The organism is Allohahella sp. A8 (genome assembly GCF_047946665.1).
GTDB lineage: Bacteria > Pseudomonadota > Gammaproteobacteria > Pseudomonadales > Oleiphilaceae > Allohahella.
Genome location: NZ_CP172312.1, coordinates 1,490,115 through 1,510,833, shown reverse-complemented (window position 1 = coordinate 1,510,833; position 20,719 = coordinate 1,490,115). Strand labels below are relative to the sequence as shown.

The window sequence follows — 20,719 nt, the reverse complement described above, 5'->3', positions numbered from 1 at the left end:
CGGTGGGCGACTATGGGCAGGTCAGCCTCGTCTATCTGGCATCCCCTGTCTTTGTTTGTTTTGCCCCGCAATGCCTTTGCACTCATGCTGCCAGGGCTAATCATGTTGACCACCCAACGTACTCGTATCACCGGCACTACCGCCGCCGCACTCATCTGTGCCCCAGGGTCTGGTCATGGCAAGTCCATGGTCACCGCCGCCATGGCCCGTCTGCATCGCAACGCCGGACGCAGCGTCCGAGTATTCAAGCACGGCCCCGACTATCTCGACCCGATGGTGCTCGAACTGGCCTCTGGCGCGCCTGTCTATCAGGTCCACGGCTGGATGACTGGCGATGAAGAGATCCGTTGGCGCCTGGCAGAAGCTGCCCGCGACGTAGATCTCGTACTGGTCGAAGGGTCGATGGGCTTGTTCGATGGTGAACCGTGTAGCGCCGATCTTGCAGTCAGCTGCGGGATTCCTGCATTGCCTGTCATCGATGCGCGCGCCATGGGCCAGACTTTCGGGGCACTGGCGCTTGGGCTTGCCAGCTATAGGCCCGATGTCAAGGTGCATGAGGTCATTGCCAACCGAGTCGGCAGTGCCTATCACACCCAGCTGGTAGGCGAGAGCCTGCCCCCTGGCATCAGTCTGCTCGGCGCCATTCCGCGCAGCGAGTTCTTCACGATACCGGACCGGCATCTTGGCCTGGTACAGGCCAGTGAGCTGCCAGAACTGGATGCAGCACTCGACGCGGCCGCTGAGGTCTTGAAAGAAGCCGGTCTCGACCGGCTGCCTGCCCAGGTCACGCTTAGTGCAGACGCGCCTCAGCCGATCCCTCGTCTGCTGACCGGGCGTCGCATTGCCATCGCTCGTGACAATGCCTTCGCCTTTATCTATCCAGCCAATCTGGACGTGCTCAGAAGCATGGGCGCTGAGCTGACATTCTTCTCGCCTTTGTCAGACCAGACACTGCCGGCATGCGATGCCATCTGGCTACCGGGTGGGTATCCCGAACTTCACGGTAAAACCCTTTCTGGCAATACAGCGATGCGTGCGGCTATTCGTGCGCATCATTCGGCTGGCAAACCCATCCTCGCTGAGTGTGGCGGATTGATGGCCTGTGTCGATAGTCTGCTGGACACTGAAGGCGTGGCGCATGCGATGTATGGGCTTATGCCCGGGCAGGCTCGGATGGCCGGGCGTCTGAAAGGGCTGGGTATGCAGGCCATGGCCGGTAGCGGCGATAGCGCGCATGAAGAGTTGCGCGGCCATGCCTACCACCATTCCGAACTGGATACGCCGCTGGCGCCAGCAGTACTCACCAGACGCTTGCGAGGCAGTGCTGGCGAAGCGATCTATCGGCAGGGGAGTCTGACGGCCAGCTATTTTCACGGCTATTTCCCCTCGGCACCGCAATTGATCGCCGACCTGTTCAACGGCCGCGCCGTTGCTGCCGGCCACTGATCATGACGCCCAGCAGTGGATCCATGCGTCCGGAAACCCCGGAGTACCGCGGCCCACTGCGTACGGGTCTGACGACAGGCGCCTGCGCGACAGCCGCTTCGCTTGCAGCCGCACGCCTTTTGTTAACGGGAAAACGTACCACTGCGCTGACCATACGCCTGCCACGGGGCGGCGAGCCGGAGATGACAATAGCGGATCTCATGTGCACTGGTGACTCCGCCACAGCCGGCATCATCAAGGACGCTGGCGATGATCCCGATGCCACCCACGGCGCGCGGCTCTGGGTCGAAATCAGACTGCTGCAAAGGCCAGGTTTCGAATTCGTCGCAGGCGCCGGTGTGGGCACTGTGACGCGCAAGGGCCTGAGTCTCGCGGTGGGGGAGCCGGCTATCAATCCGGTGCCCCGTCAGATGATTACCGAACACCTGCAGCAGCTTGCTGAAGAAGCTGATTTTACTGGCGGCTTTCGCGTTACGGTAGGCGTTGATAATGGGGAAAAGATCGCCCTGCGAACAATGAACGGCCGCCTCGGTATCATAGGTGGACTTTCCGTGCTGGGCACCACCGGTATCGTCAGACCGTTTTCATGCGCAGCCTATATTGCATCGATTCATCAGTCGGTTGATGTCGCGCGTGCCAATGGGCTCACGCATCTCGCCGGGTGTACCGGCGGGACCAGCGAGCTTTTTGTGTCGCGACAGTATGGCCTGAGTGAGATGGCTATCGTTGAAATGGGCGACCTCTTTGGTGCGCTGCTCAAGTACCTGCGCCGCAATTCCGTGCCCCGTTTCACGCTGGTCAGTGGCTTTGGCAAGTTGAGCAAGTTCGCTGCAGGCCATCCGGATACTCACAGCCGCAAGTGCGCCATCGATTTGCCCTGGCTTGCACGCCAGGCGGCCGCGCTAGGCGCGACAGAGACATTGCAGGCGATGATTTCGCGGTCGAACACCTCTATCGAAACCCTCGGCTATTGTCAGCAGGCTGGCATCCCGCTGGGGGATCGTCTTGCACAACTCGCACTGGCACGGGTCTACGCCTATCTGCCTGCAGATATCGGAGTAGCCGTCTGTGCCATTGATCGCGGCGGAGAGCTTGTAGGCTACGCCGATAGGGCAACACAGCCATGAGCGCGCCAGCTATCAGCATCAGCAATCTACGCAAGCACTATGAGGGCGCCCCCAAGGGGGCAAAAAAGGAAGGGGTGGCGACCAGGCGTGAAGCGCTTGCAGGCATCGACATGAACATTCCTGCTGGCGCATTTTTTGGACTACTCGGGCGCAATGGCGCAGGCAAGACATCGCTTATCGGACTCATCACCGGGCTCGTGCGCATGGAAACCGGCAGCATCAGCATCTTCGGCTTCGACAATCAACGCCAGGCCATGGCTGCAAGATGTTGCGTCGGGCTCGTGCCACAGGAGGTCAACTTCAACAGTTTCGAGCCCGTGCAGGAAATCGTCTCTACCCAGGGCATGTACTACGGGCTATCGAGAAAAGATGCCGCGCGGCGGGCCTGTGAGGTCCTTGAGCTCGTGGGTCTGGCTGATAGAGCCAGGTCGAAGGCCTGGGGACTTTCCGGCGGTCTGAAAAGACGTCTGATGATTGCACGGGCACTCGTACACAGGCCAAGACTGCTGATGCTGGATGAGCCAAGCGCCGGTCTCGATGTGGAGGCCCGCCAGGCGACCTGGGCCATGCTTCGTGAGTTGAACGGGCAGGGCACCACCATCTTTCTCACCACACACTATCTGGAGGAGGCTGAGGCGCTGTGCAACGATATCGCTATCATCGATGCAGGTCGAATCATTGCCCGGGATACACCTGAAGTTCTCTTGAGCGGTCTGCAGACGCAGCATCTGATGCTCGAGCTGGCGGACGCCCCGCTGACGCGCCCTCAACTCGCCCGTGGGAGAGTGCGCGATTTTGATGGGCACCGGCTTGAACTGGACTGGCCTCAGCATGAGACGCTCGATCAACTCTTTAACGAACTCCTGCAGCAGGGTATCAAGGTACTGGCCGTTCAGCAGGGTTCGAACCGCCTGGAGTCACGCTTCCTTGAGCTCCTGGCAGCGCGCGCTTCAGCTGATACGGGGCGCGTATGAACGCCGGTATGTACTGGAACGCCTATCAGGGCCTCGTTATAAAACAGGTGCGGCGCTTCGTGCGCAGCTGGGTGCAGAGCCTGCTGCCTTCGGTGGTGACCGCGTCGCTATTCATGCTGATCTTCGGACACTTTGTAGGCCGCGATCTGGCCGCAGTCGAAGGCGTGCCGTACGCCGATTTTCTCATGCCTGGCCTGATACTGTTCGCCGTTGTCAGTAATGCCTACAGCAACACCACGCTAGCCTTTTTCGGCGCCCGTCTGCAACGACACATCGAAGAAATGCTGGTGGCGCCGATGCCTGCCTGGCTGATAGTGGCTGGTTTTGCAACAGCTGGTGTCATACGTGGTTTGCTGGCTGGCGCACTGGTTGCGGCGCTGGCCCTGCCGTTTACCAGTCTGGAAGTGCACCATTTGGCATCCGGGCTCGGCGTAGCCGTACTGAGCGCGCTGTTGTTCTCGTTCGCAGGCCTGGTCAATGGCGTGTTCGCCCGCAACTTCGACGATACCTCGCTGGTCAACACCTTCATCCTGACACCGCTGATGTACCTTGGCGGCGTGTTCTATCCCATCAGCCGTCTGCCGTCGCCCTGGGCGGATGTTTCGCAGCTCAACCCAATGGTCCATATCGTCGACGGTTTTCGTTATGCGTTGCTTGATATCGGAGACAGCAGTCGTGCCAGCACATTCATCGTGCTGCCCCTGATCACATGTGCGGTCGGTGGCCTCGCCTGGTGGCTGATCGCCCGAGGTATACGAATCAAATCATGATTATCGTTACAATCTTACAGAGCAAGCCATGAACAAAGACCTGCACGACTACATTCGCGATGGCGCGGCCATTTACGAGGCTTCTTTTGCCACCATACGGGCCGAGGCCGATCTTTCGCGTCTGCCAGCTGAAATGGAAGCCCCAGCCGTCCGCATCATCCACGCCTGCGGCATGGTAGACGTTCTGCAACACCTGGCGTTCTCCGATGGCGTTGGCCAGGCAGCCAGAGCGGCGCTGAAGGCGGGTAAGCCCATCATTTGTGACAGCCAGATGGTGGCACATGGTGTCACCCGCGCCAGATTGCCCGCCAATAATCAGGTGATTTGCACCCTGCGCGACCCGCGGGTACCTGCACTGGCCACACAGATTGGCAATACCCGCAGTGCAGCAGCCGTCAATCTATGGGAGCCGGATCTTGAGGGCGCCGTAGTGGCGATTGGCAATGCCCCCACAGCGCTGTTCCATCTCCTGAATCTCATGGCCGCCGGCGGATCAAGACCTGCGGCCATTCTCGGTTTTCCAGTTGGCTTCATTGGTGCAGCGGAAAGCAAGCAGGCACTTGCGGCCACACCAGGCATCCATTTCATCACCGTGCACGGCAGACTGGGCGGCAGCGCCATGGCAGCCGCTGCGGTCAACGCCCTTGCTAGCGACATCGAGTGAGCACCATGACAACACAACAAGCACCTGGACGGCTTTACGGCCTTGGCACCGGACCTGGCGACCCCGAGTTGCTGACCTTGAAAACAGTCCGTCTGTTGACGGAGTGCCCAGTGGTGGCCTATTTCTGCAAGCGCGGCAGCAGGGGGCGCGCACGCGCCAGTTGCGAAGCGCATATCGGGGCTCAGCATCAGGAGCTGGCGCTCGTTTACCCTGTCACTGTTGAGCTGCCGCATACGAGCCAGGAGTATCATGACCGGATCGAGGCTTTCTTCGATGTAGCTGCGGAGGCGGTGGCCGAGCACTTGCTGGCAGGGCACGACGTCGCGCTGCTGAACGAAGGCGACGCCTTCTTCTACGGTTCCTTCATGCACGTTTTCCTGCGCCTGAAAGAACGTTTCGAAATTACCGTGGTGCCTGGCGTCAACTCAGTCATGGCCTGTGGTGCACTGCTGCCAAGGCCTCTGATCATGCGCGATGATGTGCTCACAGTCATTCCAGGCACGCTCGATGATGAATCGCTTCGGGCCAGTATGTCCGGCAGCAAGGCGACCGTGATCATGAAGGTCGGCTCCAACCTCGGACGTATCTGTCGCATGGCAGAGGAACTGGGTATGGCCGACCGTGCGTGGTATGTGGAGAAGGCCAGTATGCCTGAGCAGCGCGTATCGCCACTCTCCGAAATCGGCGACACCATAGCGCCTTATTTTTCGATGGTACTCATTCCCGGCCCGGGCGTACGTGTATGAGCGCTACAGCATCCAGTGGCGGCATACTGTCGGTTGTCGGAACCGGCCCGGCTGGTGCGGCCTGGATGAGTCCGGAGACGGCGGCACTCATTGATGAAGCTACTGATCTGGTCGGCTACGGCCCCTATCTCGACCGTGTCGCCAAGCCGCATCATCGCTGCCATCCCTCGGACAATCGAGTGGAGCTCGTGCGAGCGGCGCAAGCGCTGGATCTTGCTGCTGAAGGCCGTCACGTCGCTGTTGTCTCCGGTGGCGATCCCGGAATTTTTGCAATGGCCGCAGCCATTTGTGAAGTGCTTGCCAACAAGGCCTCACCTGCTTGGCAGGACGTGAAGCTCGGCATTTACCCCGGTATTTCTGCACTACAGGCGGCCGCTGCAAGAACAGGCGCACCACTGGGTCACGACTTCTGCGTGATGTCCTTGTCCGACGTGCTCAAGCCCTGGTCAGTCATCCGCAAGCGCATCACGCTGGCTGCACAGGCCGATTTTGCCATGGCGTTCTATAACCCGCGTTCCAGCCATCGACCGTGGCAGTTAGGCGAGGCTCTCGAGGTGCTCAGAACAGTGCAGGCAGCCGAGACCCCTGTCATTTTCGCCAGGGCCGTAGGCAGGGCAGATGAATCGTTGCACTTCACCACGCTCGCGGCGGCTGATCCGACACTTGTAGACATGCAGACGCTCGTCCTGATCGGGAACTCACTTGCCCGTAACTTCGAGCATGGCGGACGACAGTGGGTTTACAGCCCAAGGGACTATCCTGAGCAATCGGCCGAGACATAGAATCGCTGGATGCGGGTGCCGCTCAGCCCCGCAGCGCTTCGAGATTGGCGATCACGTCCTCCACACTGTAAAGCTCGCGGTCGGCTGATGGTAGCTCTGGACGTTCGACCATGATGACGGACAAGCCAGCGTGCCGGGCTGCGTCCAGCTTTGGCTGTGCGGCGGGGCCACCGGAGTTCTTGGTCACGACAATATCAATGCCATACCTTGATAGCAGTGCCTGCTCGCCGGCCAGATCGAAAGGGCCGCGGTCAGTGATCAATGTCCAGCTGGCAAAAGCTGGCGGAGGCTCAGGCGGATCAACGCAGCGAACGACAAAATGCAGGCCGGCCATCGACTCGAAATGCCGGAGGGTCGTGCCGCCGGTAGTCAGCAGGACGTTCTGCCCGGGCTCGGTCACTTCGCCGAGTCGCACAGCGGCCGCATCGAGGTCGGGGACATCGTACCAGTGGTCGCCGTCCACAGGCGTCCAGGCTGGCCGTCCCAGCCGTAGCAGGGGCAAACCTGTCATGCGGCAGGCCGCCACGGCGTTGGCTGACATTTGTGCCGCGAAAGGGTGGGTGGCGTCCACCACGGCTGCGGCACCATGGTCCTGCAGCCATTGGACCAGGCCGGCGATGCCGCCGAATCCGCCGCGGCGTGTCGGCAGTCCCGAAGGCAGGGGACGACGTGTACGTCCCGCCAGCGAATAAGTAGCCTCGAAGCGAGGATCGTGCAGAAGCGCGGCGGCCAGGTTCATGGCATCACGTGTGCCACCAAGAATAAGTACATGCATTGGCAGCTCGCCATCAGTGATATCAGGAGCGGTATTTTATAATGAAGAATCAACAGACGTCTCCCGCCTATGCTGAAACGACGTCAGAAGAGGGCTGGCTCACCCTGGTGGGGCTAAGTGAGGCGGGTTGGGCCGGTCTTGCTGAAGATGCGCGGGCCGCTGTACTGGGAGCTGAAGTACTCTTTGGCGGCGCGCGCCATCTGGCCTACGTGCCGGAAGTCGACGGTCAGGTGAGGAAAGCCTGGCCGTCTCCAATCCAGCCAGGCCTCGAAGAATTGATGACCTATGCCGGCCGGCCTGTCTGCGTGCTTGCAAGCGGCGATCCCTTCTGGTTCGGTATTGGTGCAACATTGTCCCGCTATCTGCCTGCGGGCGCCATGCGAAGCCTGCCGGGCCCGTCAGCGTTTTCGCTGGCGGCGGCGCGGATGGGCTGGCCACTCCAGGATTGTCATTGTTTCTCTGTCGTAGCTCGCGATATTGATCGACTCCGCGCCGTGCTATCTCCAGGGCGCCGACTGCTGGTTCTGAGTGAGGACGGAAACAGTCCTGCCAGGGTTGCACGCTTGCTGGTGAGCGCGGGCTATGGTGACAGCCAGATGGTGGCACTCCAGTCGATGGGTGGTGCATCAGAAACACGCTGTGAACGCACTGCCAGCGCCTGGGGAGATACCGCGGTGCATAAGCTGAATACCCTGGCGATCGAGTGCCGCAGCAGGCTCGCAGGGCATGGATGCTCCCGGGTGCCGGGGAGGGACGAGAACGAATTCACTCACGATGGGCAGATCTCAAAGCGCGAAATTCGCGCGGTTATCCTGGCCTATCTGGCGCCAAGAGGTGGCGAGCATCTATGGGATCTCGGCGCTGGTTCAGGCGCAGTGTCGATTGAGTGGCTGCTGGCAGATGCCGCCAATACGGCTACGGCCGTAGAGGTAAAAGAGAAGCGCGTTGCTCAGATCATGGCGAATGCGCAGTCCTTTGGCGTAGGTCATCTGCAATGCATAGCCGGGCGCACGCCGGCGGCGCTCAGCGGGCTTGTGAAACCCGACGCAATCTTCATCGGCGGCGGCATTACCGAAGCGAAGCTCTTGGACCTGTGCTGGCAGGCGCTTTCCGCGGGCGGTCGCTGCGTTGCCAGTGCTGTGACGGCAGAAGGCGAAGCCGCGCTCATCGCTGCAAGGGCCCGCTACGGTGGCGCTCTGGTTCGGCTCGCTGTGGAAAGATCCGAAGCGCTGGGCCGCTTTACCGGCTGGCGTCCGCTGCGCACCATCACCTTGTGGCACGCCCGGGTGGCGCGGCCAAAACAGGCCGATTTTTATTCCGGAAATCCGATATGACCATACACTTCATTGGCGCCGGTCCCGGTGCGCCAGATCTTATCACCCTGCGTGCACGTGATCTCATCGCACGCTGTCCTGTCTGCCTCTATGCCGGGTCCATAATTCCGCAGGAGATACTTGCTCATACCGCGGCCGATGCAGTACGCCTCAATACCGCTGGAATGACACTGGATGCGATCATTGACGCCATGCAGAAGGCTCACGAGCGTGGACAGGATGTAGCGCGCCTTCATTCCGGCGACCTGGCAATTTATTCAGCAGTGGCTGAGCAGCTACGGCGCCTCAGGGTGCTCGGGATTCCGTATCAACTCACGCCAGGCGTGCCGGCTTTCTCTGCAGCGGCGGCTGTATTGGGGCTCGAGCTAACGTTGCCTGAGGTGGCGCAGACGCTGGTGCTTACCCGCACCCAGGGCCGCGCTTCCGCCATGCCGCCAGGAGAAACCCTCGAGGCCTATGCAGCGACGGGTGCCACCCTGGCCATTCATCTCTCCCTGCATGCTATCGGCGAGGTCCTCAAGCGTCTGTCGCCGTTCTATGGTGGAGATTGCCCGGTGGCCATCGTCTTTCGTGCAACGCATCCGGACGAGCAGATACTGCGCGGACGGCTCCACGACATTGCAGCGCAGGTGGACAGTATTCCCGAAAAACGTAGCGCGCTGATTTTAGTGGGGCGGGCATTGGGTGAGTCAGGATTCCGCGACAGCGCACTCTACGATCTACGACACCAGCGGCTGTTCCGTGCGGACTGATCCGGACCAGGCAAATCGCTCAAGCAACTGGAGCGTCGGCGAGCAATGCCTGTCGCAAAAGTCTGGCATCCAGGCGCAGGATCAGCTGTGAGAGCGTCTCGTCTGCTTGCCGGGCCGTCTGCAATATCCTCGAGAGCAGTTGGAGTCTGGCTTCCACATCGGCTGGCGACAGGCCCGTCAATAGCGTGTTTGCTTCTTGAGCAGGATCAGCGCGATCATTGACGATGAGATCATATAAGCCCTCTCGAGCCGTCAAGGTGAGTGGGCTGGTCAGTGGATGCGCACAGCCTTTGCCGCAGCCTGATATATGGATAGTCAGTGCACCATCGAAGAGTGCGGGCATAGCACGGGCCCAGCCAAGTGCATCTGTTCTAGTGCTGCTGCTGCCCGACTTGCAGGCGGGCGCGCCTGGGCAGGCGGTGGCCGAGAGGCGGGCGTCATCTGGCTCTGTAATGAGCCCCAGCGAGTTCAATGCACCAGCAAGCTCAGCACCCGCGCCGGGCAGTAGAATCTGTCGCCAGGGCGTCAGTCTCAACTGCCCGGCAGCGTGAGTTTCCGCAAGATCAGCCAGCGCCTGGGCAGTTCCCGCAGATAGCTCTCCAAAGGGCACCCCTGCACCGAACCAGCCGTTATGCGCACCTATATCATGTCTCGTGCGCTTATGGACAAGCCCTGGCAAGAGGCGATGGCGCGCTCACTTGCTGTTTCGAGTGCCAGGCTGCGAGATTTGCTCGACAGCCAGGGCATGCCGGCTTCGAACGGCACACTGTTGTTTCGTTATGTCCGGCATGCCCAGGCAAGCAAGATTGCAGAAGCGCTGGCGCGACAGGGCATCCTGATTCGTCTCTTTCCTCATCATCCGGCAGTGAGATTCGGCCTGCCGGGCGATGAAGCGCAGTGGCAGAGGCTCAGGCTAGCCCTCGGTAGTGCGCTTGTCCAGAACCTGAAGACATCTTTTTGACCTCAAATTTGACGCATACACGGTCCGTGCTCCGTCAGCTGGTGTACTGTAGCCCCTGCACGAATTCAGCAGGATTCACAGGGAGCGCGTATGAATATCATCATTGCTGATGATCACGGTCTGTTTCGTACTGGCTTGAAGGCTGCGCTGGTCGATGCGTATCCGCATGCGAAACTGATCGAAGCCGAAAGTGGTCAACAGGTGTGGCAGCAACTGCAGCAGCGAGCCGACATCGACTTGCTGCTACTCGATCTTCAACTACCGGACGTCGCGGGACTGGATCTGCTCGCTGAGCTCCAGCAGCGCTATCCACTGGTACCCGTCGCCATACTGTCTGGTGATGACCGTCCCGAAACCATGCGACGAGCACTCGCCTTTGATATACAGGGCTATATCTGCAAGGCAGGGCCAACAGTCGTGGTCATTCGAGCCATCCAGCTTATCCTTGCGGGGGGCAGCTATTTCCCGCAGAGTCTTTACGCGCCCCGTGAGGACCATGGTAGCTCGTCGCTAACGACTGCCTCGGGCCTCAGTCGGCGTCAGGTCGAGGTCCTGCGCTTATTAGCCGAGGGCTTGCCGAACAAGGAAATCTGCAATCGGCTGAGTCTCTCAATGGGCACCATCAAGACACATTGCAACAATATTTACCGTGACCTCAATGTTCGAAACCGCACAGAAGCGGCCCGCGTTGCTCAGGATATGAGCCTCGTCTAGGCGGGTTCAGGCGAGGCGCTCTTGAGCACATGGTTGCAGGCGGCGCGCAGTCGCGGCGGCGATACGGGTTTGTGCAGCACCACCAGCCCGCTGGCTGCAAATCGCTGGAGCAGATCCTCTCGAGTATCTCCAGTAATCAAGATGGCAGGGACCTTGCGACCCGCCCGTAGCCTAATCGATTCAATGAGCTCAATGCCTGCGCCCTGGCCATGGAGATGGTAGTCGCAAATAATGAGATCGACGCCCTCGGCTGAGACACTCAGTGCCTGACGCGCTCCGGAAACAGTTATTGCGTCATTGCCCCAGCTGCCGAGGAGCGCGCCAAGGCCACGGAGTATCTGCGGGTCGTCATCGATCAACAGTACGCGAAGCGCCTGGATGCGTTGCCCCGCCAGCAGCGGTACTGGAGTAGATGGGGGAGCCGGGCTGGCTTCAGGCACCTCAATGGCGAAGCAACTACCACGCCCCCAGTTGGAGCGAACCTGAAGGGGGTGGTCGAGCATCTGACATACCCGTTTGACGATCGAAAGACCGATGCCCGTACCTGACTCATGGCCAAAGCTGCGGAACTCGGTGAATATTTCATCTCTCGTTTTGGCTTCTATACCCACACCGGTATCATAGATTTCGATCAGCAGGCTCGAGCCACGTCTGCGAACGCCCATCAGCACGCCGCCCTCAACAGTATTCTTGATGGCATTCGTCACGAGATTGAGCAACACCCTTTGCAGCAGCGTGGCGTCGGAGTCCACCCAGAAGCCCCCTGCACGAACACGAATCTCCAGACCCCGCTCAGCCGCCTGTGTCTGGCAAATGCCAGCAACCGAGCGCATGAGCAAGCCGATATCGACCGGCGCTCGCCGTACTTTGAGAACGCCGGCTTCGAGCTGCGAAATGTCGAGCAGCGTGTTCATCCAGTCCTGGAGACTGTTCGCAGACACCAGAGCATTGCAATAGAGGCGCCGGCCTTCAGGGCCCTGCACATGCTTTCGCAGTGCACCCAGAAGGAACTGAAGGGCCTGAAGTGGCTGTCTCAGATCATGGCTCGCAGCTGCAATGAAACGTGATTTCTCGGCGTTTGCGCTATGTGCTGTCCGCCATGCCAGGCGGGCGTCATCAGCACGCTTCTGCGCAAGCTCACACTGCCGCTCGAGGCGCAGGTTGACGTCTTCCAGCTCCACAGTGCGCGCAGCAACACGCCGCTCGAGGTCTTCCTGATGCAGGCGGAGTTGCTGTTCTGCAGCATCGCGCTGCTGCAGACTCTGGGCGAAACCAGCTAACAGGCGGTTCAGGGCGTAGCTGAGCAGTCCGAGTTCGTTTCTGCGATTGACGCCCCTGCCGACGCCATCGATGGTATCGGGTGAATCGGTCTTCACCGCGCCAACCTGCTGGGCCAGCTCTACGATTGGCTTGGCGAGGGTAAGGTAGAACATGAGCCAGAGCACCAGTGCCAGCACGCAGTTGCGTAACAATCCGGTTGTGAGTGTGACGATTGCGCGTGAGACGAAATTCTGCGCGAGCACGGTGCTGTCCATCACCACATTGAGTTCACCGACCGGTGCCTCGTCGGGGTAATATCTCAGAGGTACGCGATACTCTTCCATATCGCCGAATAGCCAACGCGCAATGGTGTCATCGCCCCGCACCTGCGAGGTGCGCTCCTTGGACAGGAGCATGACGCCGAAGGCATCGCGCAGCTCCACACTGAATACTGGCTGATACTCGAGCAGCCCATCGACGACATTGACTGCCAGCGAGGCATCAATATCGAAAATGGCGCGGGCGGCCTGTCTCTGCATGATGGCAACGGCCTGAACAACGGTAGTCTCGACCTGCGTCCGCTCACGAAAATAGTCAGTGAGTAACTGTGCGCTGCTCATGAGCGTTCCGAGGCCGAAGGCGACCAACATGGCGTAACGAGCCTGCTGCCAGGCCAGACGATCCCGTGCCGCCAGTTTCAGCCAAGGTCTCACTCAAGCGCACCCTGCGGCAAGGAGAGAATATTTGCGATGCTGAAGTCATAGCGCTCGAGCGTATGATCCCTGATTTTGGACAGACGCTGGATATTTACCGCATCGAGATCGGCGTTCATGCGCTTCTGCAACTGTGCAGCGGAGCGTCGGTCGGCAACAGCCATCGGCGTGAGCAGGCGGGCGCCAGGGTCCCGATTGAAGTCCCGACCGTGGTAGTGGTCGTGCAGCAGGACCAAGGCGATGAGGCTTTCAAGTACGTGGCCGCCGACAGATAGCGTAAGCTGGCCTTTGGTGACTGCCTCAAGCGCCTCATCTGTCCAGTCAATGCCGCCAACGAACCTTGCGCCAGCGCTGCCACCACCAATTTCGGCGGCAGCGTCGCTTGCGCCGAGAGCGAGGCCGTCCGATGCTGCCCATATCACTTCGGTTTCGGGATGTCGGCGCAACAAGACGAGCGCCTTGGCCTGGCCGTCCTGTCTCAGCCATGTTCTCGAATTGACGAGGGCGTTGAGACTGCTGCGTTCGTGCTCGGCCAGCGCCTGTTTCAGCCCCTGCGCCCGCAAAGCGGCAGCGGTACCGTTGATAGATCCGTTGATGCCCACAGTTTCAATCACACCAGATCGATCGAGCTTACGGGCCATGGTCAGCAGACGGTCGGCCAGGAGATATCCGGCCTGGCGGTCGTCGGAAACCAGATGTCCTATCCAGTGTCTGAATTTTCCACGAGGCTCCCCGAATAGCAGTCGCTCATCATCATGAATGTCGCTGAGAATCATCATGCTTTTTACACCAACTGCCTCGGCCTGCTCGAGTATGCGGTGACCAGTGTCCCGCAAGTTGAGAAATAGCAGATAGTCCGGTGGATTCTCGGCGCTCAATATATCGTTCGCGGCCTTGACATAGGAGAAGCGACTCGTGATGTCCTCCTGCGTCTGATAGGAGACAGTGAGATCCATGTCCAGCTGTTGCGCACCGTGCCGCATGAGGCGGGTGACCTTTTCCCAGAAGATATTTTCTGGTGTGGCGGGATTGAGAAACACCACACGCGGCCGCGTATTGTCGGACCGGGCGGCTGATGCACTGGAGCTAAGCAGACTCAAGACGAAGAGCAGGTAGATCAAACCCAGACTGCGGCGCGAAACGCACAGATCGACAAGCGGAGCCCTGGAGCCCCTGATCCTAATCATTCCGAACAAGTCAGTGCCTCCCTGCGCCCTGTCGGGAGAATGCGACAGGCCAATAGTGTTTGTATCGATTGTTTGAATGGATTGTATGGTGGTTCAGTGAGCAGAACTGTGACTGCTTCCCAGAGGCGAAAAAAAGGGGATGCCTGGGCATCCCCTAAAGATCGCTGCGACACTGGACGTCTAGCGATACTCGCCCTCGGCTTACCTCGCTACACCTTGACGCATGGCATCCAGAATGCGGCCATTGTCAGCATCGATTTCCCATGAGAAAACACCCGCAAGGCCATGATCTTTAGCATATTTGGCTTTTGCTTTAGCTGAACGTTCGTTCTCGAAGCTGATCAGTTGGCCTTTGCTGGCGCTGTAAAGCCAGGGGGCCTCTGCTTGCGCATCGTAGCCATAGGTGAAGCCGTTGATGCCCGTGCCGTTGGCGCCGCCAAGATAGTTCCGTTCGATATCCTTGTAATCCAGTACGCCGGCTTCCCAGGTGCCCGGGATGGCCGAACCACCAGTGCCGCTGAATGGATCATTGGCACTGCCGCCTGTTACGCCCTGCCAGCCGCGCCCATACATGGCGACGCCGAGAACGAGTTTGTCGGCTGGTACACCTGCAGCAAGCAGATTGTCGATGGCAGTATCACCATTGAAACCCGGAGTGGCTTCATTCGTGGCTGCATAGAGGCCTGCCTGGTGACCGAGGGTGCCGTCCCAGGCGCCGTAGAAGTCGTAGGTCATCGCAAATACGTAGTCCATGTGTGCTGCGGCATTCTGGTAGTCGACCTTGTCTATCTTCGCCGCAGCAGCGCCGACAGCCGCGGTGAGCAGATACTCCCGACCGGTTTCAGCTTCCAGGCCATCGAGTGCCTGTCGCAGTTCACGCATGAGGGTCGCGAAGGCTTCAGCATCACTATCCGCGCCCAGTTTTGGGTTGGCACCGCCGCCACCTGGATATTCCCAGTCGAGATCGAGACCATCAAAAACCTTGTAGGTCTTAAGAAACTCAATAGTCGAAGTGATGAAGGTCCGGCGTTTCGCAGGATCGTTCGCCATAGGATGGAAGGGGTCGGACAGGGTCCAGCCGCCAATGGAGGGCAGAACCTTGATATGCGGGTTAGCTGCTTTCATCTTCGCCAGCTGACCGAAATTGCCGCGAATTGGATCATCCCATTTATCACCGGGATAGCTCTTTTCCAGCGCAGCGAAACGGTCGTGTATCGTGACCGTGTAGTCTGCTTGATCGGCGCATTCACTCATGAGTGCTGAATAGCCTGCAGGGTTGGCTAGCTGTAATGACTCGTTCGGACCGCAGATCGCAATGAAGCCGTAGAGCAGGTGAGAGAGCTTTTCGGCAGGCACATCGGCAACATGATAGTTGCGGCCGTAGATGCCCCATTCAACGAAGTAACTCGCGACGACATTGCCGCCGCCGCCAGTACCGCCATCGGGGTTATCGGTACCGCCGTCGGTGTCACCGCCGTTTCCACTTCCGCCAGATCCACCATCGGTGCCACCGTCTGTACCGCCATCAGTGCCGCCGCCAGTTCCACCGTCACCGCCGTCCGTACCGCCGTCCCCGCCATCAGGACAGTCTTCGGCTGCACCACGGTCGCGCCAGACGCCCCAGTCGCCGCCGGTGCCCGGCGTGTCATTCTGGGTCCACCACTGGGCTTCCCAGAGGCGGCCGCCGTGTGTGGATTGCATACCCTTGGTGTAAACAGCGCCAGAAGTCCAGGCTGCAACGGCGCCTTCCACGCAGCTGTCGCCGCCGCCCGCACCGCCACCTGAGCTGCCGTCGCCGCTTCCGCCACCGGTCCCGCCGTCGCTGCCGCCAGAACCACTACCAGGGTTCCCCCCGCCAAACTGCCCGAGCGCATTGACCGTAGCCGCGGTATACGCACCATTCGCAGCGCTCACACCCGAGCATTGGGCAAGATCGATGTCGCAACTCTGGTCCCGATTGAGCGCCCAGAAGCCTATGGAATACAGGCCGTTATCCTTGGCGAACTTCGTCTGACGGGCCTGTTCATCGACTGTCGTAACGTGGCCATCATCAGCCTTGCCGATCATGCTGATAATGCCGTACAGACCACGAGCTTTTTTGAATTCATCGAAGTGATCGGCGCAGACCATACCAGTAGCGGTATTGCATTCACCCGTGAGATGTTCTGCGATCAGACCTACAGAAACCTTCGCGGCCTGGTAGACGTCCCGATTGAGGCCGTAGTAATCGAAAGACATGGCCGTCACTGCGCTGAGTGCATTGGCGTCGTACATCGCTTTGGCCATGGCTATCACACCGCTACTCAGGCCGGTTTCTCCGCCGTGGCTTGGTACAGTGAGCGTGATGGGGTGCTGCGGCAGTTGCCGGCGTACTGCCGCCATGATAGCGACCATGCGGTCGCGGGCAGCAGCGTCGGCAATATAAGAGCCTTCAAAATCGACGTCGATGAAGTCGAAGCCGTACTCTTTGATGAAAGCGACGAACTTGCTGGCAACCACTGCAGGCGTGCCCGCCATTTCGTGAAGATAGCCTGCGGAAGCGCCTCCGGTGGAGACGCCGACTTTGATGCTTTTCTGATGCGCTGCGGAAATCTGGGTCTTGAGTAGGTCGGGGTCATCTGCCTGTAGCCGTATCTCATCGCCGTAAGCGAGGGCAAAGGCCAGCAGAATATCGTTCACACCGCTTGGCAGCTGGCGCAGGTCGTTCACCCAGTAGGCGCTATTGCCGATGCCCCACGAGTAGATATATGGGATGAATCTTGTAGTGCTGCTCTTGACCGGCGTAGCAGGGTCGTCACCGCCGTCACCTGGGTTATTCACGCCGCCGTCGCCATCATCTGTGCCACCACCACCACCGCAGTCAGCGGGGCCGATCAGCGTCCACAAGGAATTGGTCAGGGGAGTCCAGCCAGCGCCAGTCCAGGCGGTGTGGGTCACCAGCGCTCTATAGATATTCTGCTGGTAGATCACTTCCTGGCCAAGCTTGAAAGTGTTGCCTTCCTGCCATTGGGGTGCGTCGCAGGGAGCCGCCGTTGCAGAAGTCGGCAGCCCGCCGGCAAGCGCCAGACTCGCACCAAGCAGTATTGCGCGGCAGAGTTTGTTCCTGGGGAACAGTGATGTCGTCATTGTTGTCGTCCCTAAACGAGGGTGTATCGAAATCCAAAGTCTAGGGAAGACGGGAGGCCTGGCCTATCAGGCAGGCGGTTGAAAATCACAGCACGATTCATCCTTTTGGCCGATGTCGATCGTCCGGGCATTTTTAAATCAGCTGCGAATACGATTGACCCATCCCCCGCTCATTGTTAGCCTTGCCGCACTTTTCAGGTGCCCTCGTGCAATGCGTGCGAGGGTGAAACGGGAAGCTGGTGAATCTGCCTCGACGCAGAACAGTCCAGCGCTGCCCCCGCAACGGTAATTGAGTTAACCCTGGTCGAATGCATCACTGTACTGCAGGTATGGGAAGGTGATCAGTGGAGGATGCCTGCATCTGCTCAAGAGCCCGGAGACCGGCCTGAAATTCGGTATCCTGCTGCCCCTCTGAAATGGGCGGTAAGTGATGCCAGCACCAAACGTTGCGGTGGGCGATGGTCTGGTGGGTGCAATCGAGCCCCGCTGCTCAGTTCGCAACAAGCCCGCCACCCAAGTCGCTGCCGCTCTAGAAACCATCGTGCGGGCGTGCACGTCGAGCTGGGTAAGCATTCAAGATGTCAGTATTCAAAAATTTTCACGTGATAGCCTGGTCAGGGTTTTCTCTGTGTTCTTCCACCGCAGCGTTTTCTGCTGGTTCCATCAGCGCTGAAACCGAGCTGCGTCGTCTGGAGCCAGTGGTCGTTACGGCCAATCTCAAGAGCCAGACGGTCGGTGAGAGTCTTTCGTCGGTCACCGTCATTGAAGAAGCGGATATCGAAAGGCGGCAGCCGCTGGCATTCTCGGAATTACTGAGAGGGCAGCCAGGCATCGATGTCTCTGGCAACGGCTCCTTTGGAAAAGCCACGAGCGTATTCACTCGCGGTACCGGCAGCGAGTCGACCGTGCTGCTGATCGATGGAGTTCGCGTGCGTTCTGCCACAGCAGGCAGCGCACCCTGGACCTTCATCCCGCCTGAAATGCTTGAACGAGTCGAGATCGTTCGGGGTTCCCGCAGCAGCCTCTATGGGGCTGATGCGGTTGGCGGTGTGGTGCAGGCTTTCACACATACCGCCAGCGGTTCGCCTGAGGGCTGGGTAACGCTCGGTGCTGGCGACTACGACTCTACAAAGCTCGGCGCTGGCCTGGCTGGAACCCACAGGCGTACAAGTTTTAGCCTGGCTGCCAATCAGTTCAGGACCGATGGCGTAGCCCTGATTGAAGGTGGCGACCACAAGGGCTACGAGAACAACTCGGGCATCGCACGCCTTGGACACATCTTCGAGAATGGCTTCGGTGCAGATGTGATGTTGTTCCGGGCGGAAGGGAATACCGAATTCGAAGGTGGCGAGACCGATTTTGCCGTCCAAACCCTCGGCGTCACGCTTGATGCGCCAGTTACGGATCGCTGGCTTAGTCGACTCCAGCTTGCACAGTCACTGGATGACAGTGATAACAAGCTTGATGGCGACGAGCCTTCGACCTTCGATACCGAAACCAATAGTGCCCGGTGGGAAAACTACATCGATTTCGCTTCGCATCAGATCATTCTGGGTGGCGAGTTTGCCGTGGATGATGTTGACAGCACCACCGATTATGCTGAAAGCAGCCGCGATAACACTGCTATCTTTGGCATGCTCCTGCTGGATTTCGGAGCCCCTGAAGTCCAGGTAAGTCTGCGCACTGACGATAACGAAGCCTACGGTCGCCACAATACCGGTGCTATTGCCTTGGGCTACGCCCTTGATGATGCCCACCGCCTACGCACCAGCTATCGTACTTCCTTTCGCGCGCCGACCTTCAATGACCTGTACTTTCCTGACTTCGGCAACGCTACGCTTGAGCCGGAAACTGCCGACGCCTACGAAATTGGCGCCAGTGGCCACTATGACACTTGGTACTGGGATGCTGCTGTGTACCAGAACGAGGTCGATAACCTGATCGCCTTCGTTTCCCAGGGCGGTGTCTTTGCGCCCTACAATGTAGATGAGGCGCGGATCCGCGGGCTCGAACTCAGTACTGGGGCAGAATTTGGGGACTGGGCCGTGAAAGCGACGGCCTCAGTCATGGATCCACGGGATCTCGGCAGCGATAACCGGATTCGTCGACGCAGTGGCAAACAACTACGACTGGATGTCGATCGCGATATCGGCAGCGTCTACCTCGGGGCAACAATAAAAGCCCAGGGCTATCGCTACGATGATGCTGATAACGAAGACAGGATCGGCGGCTTCACCACTCTGGACCTACGGGCGGGCTGGGCCTTCGCCCAGGACTGGACCACTCGTCTGACGGTGGACAATGTGCTGGATAAGCAGTACGCCACAGCCAAACGCTTCGATGGTGTCGACTACATCAATGCGGGTCGAATGGCGCTGCTGACGGTGCAGTACGAGTTCCGCTAAGCGTTTTTCCGGCAACGTTGACTTCCGCGCCCCTGACAGCGCCAGTTCAAGGAGACTCCGATGATTAGTTCAGCTGCTTTTGTGAGGCTCTTGGCTTTGCTCCTGATAAGCGCCTCGACTGCCTACGCGGCGGAGCGCTGCGCTACCGACGATATGGACCGAAAGGTGTGTCTTGCCTCGCCAGCCAAGCGAATCGCCGCGCTCTCTCCGGGGGCTACTGAGCTGGTTTACGCGGCAGGGGCGGGCGAGCAGGTCGTTGCGGTCGTTTCACACAGCGACTATCCGGCCGCAGCGCGCCAGGTCCGATCCGTAGGCAGCCATACCAGGCTTGATCTGGAGGCGCTGGTCTCACTGAAGCCAGACCTGTTGATCGGTTGGACCACCGGAAATCCACAAGAGCAGGTCGACAAGCTCGAGGCGCTGGGACTTACCCTGTTCTTTATCGAGCCACGTGACTTCGAAGGCGTAGCAACGGCGATAGAGCGGCTGGCCCATCTAGCCGGCACTGAAGCAGAGGGCGGCGCAGTCGCCGGTGAGTTTCGCAAGGGCATCGCAGATGTGGCCGCTCGCTACGAGAAGGCAGACCCGGTAACTGTGTTTTATCAGGTCTGGGACGAGCCTCTGATGACGGTGAACGATGAACACCTCATCGGCAAGGTGCTGGCCTTGTGTGGCGGGCGAAACGTCTTCGGTGGGCTGGATCGACTGGTGCCCAGAATAGATACTGAAGCTGTTCTGGTAAGCAATCCAGAGGCGATCATCGCCGGTGGTATGGGTGAGGAAAATCCGCAGTGGCTGACACCGTGGCGCAGCTTCAAGGATCTGAAAGCGGTGCGACAGGACAATCTCTTCTTCATACCACCATCACTGATACAGCGGCCAACCCCGAGGCTGCTCGAAGGCAGTCGTGCAGTCTGTGAAAAACTGGAGCAGGCGCGTGCCAACCGCTAAAACAGGCACTCCGGCAGTCGGAGGCGCTGTCG

The 20,719-nt window shown here is 59.5% G+C and carries 18 protein-coding genes and 1 riboswitch; of the genes, 13 read left to right on the top strand and 5 right to left on the bottom strand.

Annotation, left to right across the window (positions count from 1 at the left end):
• Positions 1-102 precede the first annotated feature (102 nt).
• Genes ACH3PB_RS06925 through cobJ form a run of 7 tightly spaced genes read left to right on the top strand, consistent with a single transcriptional unit; the run spans position 103 to position 6,509 of the window.
• Entirely contained in the window at positions 103-1,446 is a 1,344-nt protein-coding gene (locus ACH3PB_RS06925) for a cobyrinate a,c-diamide synthase (RefSeq protein WP_416398698.1), read from the top strand.
• 2 nt (positions 1,447-1,448) lie between these two features.
• Complete coding sequence (locus ACH3PB_RS06920; protein WP_416398697.1) at positions 1,449-2,573, top strand: cobalt-precorrin-5B (C(1))-methyltransferase; 1,125 nt, start codon at positions 1,449-1,451, stop codon at positions 2,571-2,573.
• Entirely contained in the window at positions 2,570-3,547 is a 978-nt protein-coding gene (locus ACH3PB_RS06915) for an ABC transporter ATP-binding protein (RefSeq protein ID WP_416398696.1), read from the top strand. The genes ACH3PB_RS06920 and ACH3PB_RS06915 overlap by 4 nt, the downstream gene beginning before the upstream one ends.
• Entirely contained in the window at positions 3,544-4,317 is a 774-nt protein-coding gene (locus tag ACH3PB_RS06910; RefSeq protein ID WP_416398695.1) for an ABC transporter permease, read from the top strand. Before ACH3PB_RS06915 ends, ACH3PB_RS06910 begins: the two co-directional genes overlap by 4 nt.
• A gap of 40 nt (positions 4,318-4,357) precedes the next feature.
• On the top strand, positions 4,358-4,981 hold the full coding sequence (locus ACH3PB_RS06905) for a precorrin-8X methylmutase (protein WP_416399426.1): 624 nt from the start codon (positions 4,358-4,360) through the stop codon (positions 4,979-4,981).
• Positions 4,982-4,986: 5 nt separating this feature from the next.
• A complete protein-coding gene (locus ACH3PB_RS06900; RefSeq protein WP_416398694.1) occupies positions 4,987-5,727 on the top strand; it encodes a precorrin-2 C(20)-methyltransferase in 741 nt (246 codons plus the stop codon).
• Positions 5,724-6,509 (top strand): precorrin-3B C(17)-methyltransferase, encoded by a 786-nt coding sequence (gene cobJ / locus ACH3PB_RS06895; protein WP_416398693.1) that lies wholly within the window; start codon positions 5,724-5,726, stop codon positions 6,507-6,509. The genes ACH3PB_RS06900 and cobJ overlap by 4 nt, the downstream gene beginning before the upstream one ends.
• Before the next feature lie 22 nt (positions 6,510-6,531).
• Here the strand turns inward: cobJ and ACH3PB_RS06890 are convergent, their stop codons facing one another.
• Positions 6,532-7,284 carry a cobalt-precorrin-6A reductase gene (locus ACH3PB_RS06890; RefSeq protein WP_416398692.1) on the bottom strand — a complete coding sequence of 251 codons (753 nt, stop codon included), beginning with the start codon at positions 7,282-7,284 and terminating at the stop codon, positions 6,532-6,534.
• 41 nt (positions 7,285-7,325) lie between these two features.
• On the opposite strand from ACH3PB_RS06890, the gene cbiE reads away from it, so the two are divergent.
• Together cbiE and cobM are read left to right on the top strand one after the other, a co-directional pair.
• Entirely contained in the window at positions 7,326-8,618 is a 1,293-nt protein-coding gene (gene cbiE / locus ACH3PB_RS06885; protein ID WP_416398691.1) for a precorrin-6y C5,15-methyltransferase (decarboxylating) subunit CbiE, read from the top strand.
• Positions 8,615-9,370: a precorrin-4 C(11)-methyltransferase gene (gene cobM, locus ACH3PB_RS06880; protein ID WP_416398690.1), complete on the top strand. Its 756-nt coding sequence runs from the start codon at positions 8,615-8,617 to the stop codon at positions 9,368-9,370. Before cbiE ends, cobM begins: the two co-directional genes overlap by 4 nt.
• A gap of 19 nt (positions 9,371-9,389) precedes the next feature.
• Here the strand turns inward: cobM and ACH3PB_RS06875 are convergent, their stop codons facing one another.
• Positions 9,390-9,980 (bottom strand): hypothetical protein, encoded by a 591-nt coding sequence (locus tag ACH3PB_RS06875; protein WP_416398717.1) that lies wholly within the window; start codon positions 9,978-9,980, stop codon positions 9,390-9,392.
• Between the two features lie 21 nt (positions 9,981-10,001).
• Between ACH3PB_RS06875 and ACH3PB_RS06870 the strand changes: the two genes are divergently transcribed.
• Both ACH3PB_RS06870 and ACH3PB_RS06865 read left to right on the top strand, forming a co-directional pair.
• Positions 10,002-10,331 carry a hypothetical protein gene (locus ACH3PB_RS06870; protein ID WP_416398716.1) on the top strand — a complete coding sequence of 110 codons (330 nt, stop codon included), beginning with the start codon at positions 10,002-10,004 and terminating at the stop codon, positions 10,329-10,331.
• A 90-nt stretch (positions 10,332-10,421) separates the two neighbouring features.
• Positions 10,422-11,045: a response regulator transcription factor gene (locus ACH3PB_RS06865; protein ID WP_416398715.1), complete on the top strand. Its 624-nt coding sequence runs from the start codon at positions 10,422-10,424 to the stop codon at positions 11,043-11,045.
• On the opposite strand, the gene ACH3PB_RS06860 is transcribed toward ACH3PB_RS06865, so the two are convergent.
• From ACH3PB_RS06860 to ACH3PB_RS06850, 3 genes are all read right to left on the bottom strand, one after another.
• A complete protein-coding gene (locus ACH3PB_RS06860; RefSeq protein WP_416398714.1) occupies positions 11,042-13,018 on the bottom strand; it encodes an ATP-binding protein in 1,977 nt (658 codons plus the stop codon). The two genes, ACH3PB_RS06865 and ACH3PB_RS06860, sit on opposite strands and share 4 nt — an antisense overlap.
• Positions 13,015-14,205 (bottom strand): ABC transporter substrate-binding protein, encoded by a 1,191-nt coding sequence (locus ACH3PB_RS06855; protein WP_416399427.1) that lies wholly within the window; start codon positions 14,203-14,205, stop codon positions 13,015-13,017. The genes ACH3PB_RS06860 and ACH3PB_RS06855 overlap by 4 nt, the downstream gene beginning before the upstream one ends.
• 201 nt (positions 14,206-14,406) lie before the next feature.
• Positions 14,407-17,331, bottom strand: coding sequence for a glycosyl hydrolase family 18 protein (locus ACH3PB_RS06850; RefSeq protein WP_416398713.1), 2,925 nt, complete (start codon positions 17,329-17,331; stop codon positions 14,407-14,409).
• A 179-nt stretch (positions 17,332-17,510) separates the two neighbouring features.
• Positions 17,511-17,735, top strand: a riboswitch (cobalamin riboswitch).
• A 174-nt stretch (positions 17,736-17,909) separates the two neighbouring features.
• Here ACH3PB_RS06850 and ACH3PB_RS06845 point away from each other — a divergent pair.
• Positions 17,910-19,736 (top strand): TonB-dependent receptor plug domain-containing protein, encoded by a 1,827-nt coding sequence (locus ACH3PB_RS06845; RefSeq protein ID WP_416398712.1) that lies wholly within the window; start codon positions 17,910-17,912, stop codon positions 19,734-19,736.
• 60 nt (positions 19,737-19,796) lie between these two features.
• Positions 19,797-20,687, top strand: a complete 891-nt coding sequence (locus ACH3PB_RS06840) for a cobalamin-binding protein (protein WP_416398711.1) — start codon at positions 19,797-19,799, stop codon at positions 20,685-20,687.
• The last annotated feature ends 32 nt before the right edge of the window (positions 20,688-20,719 follow it).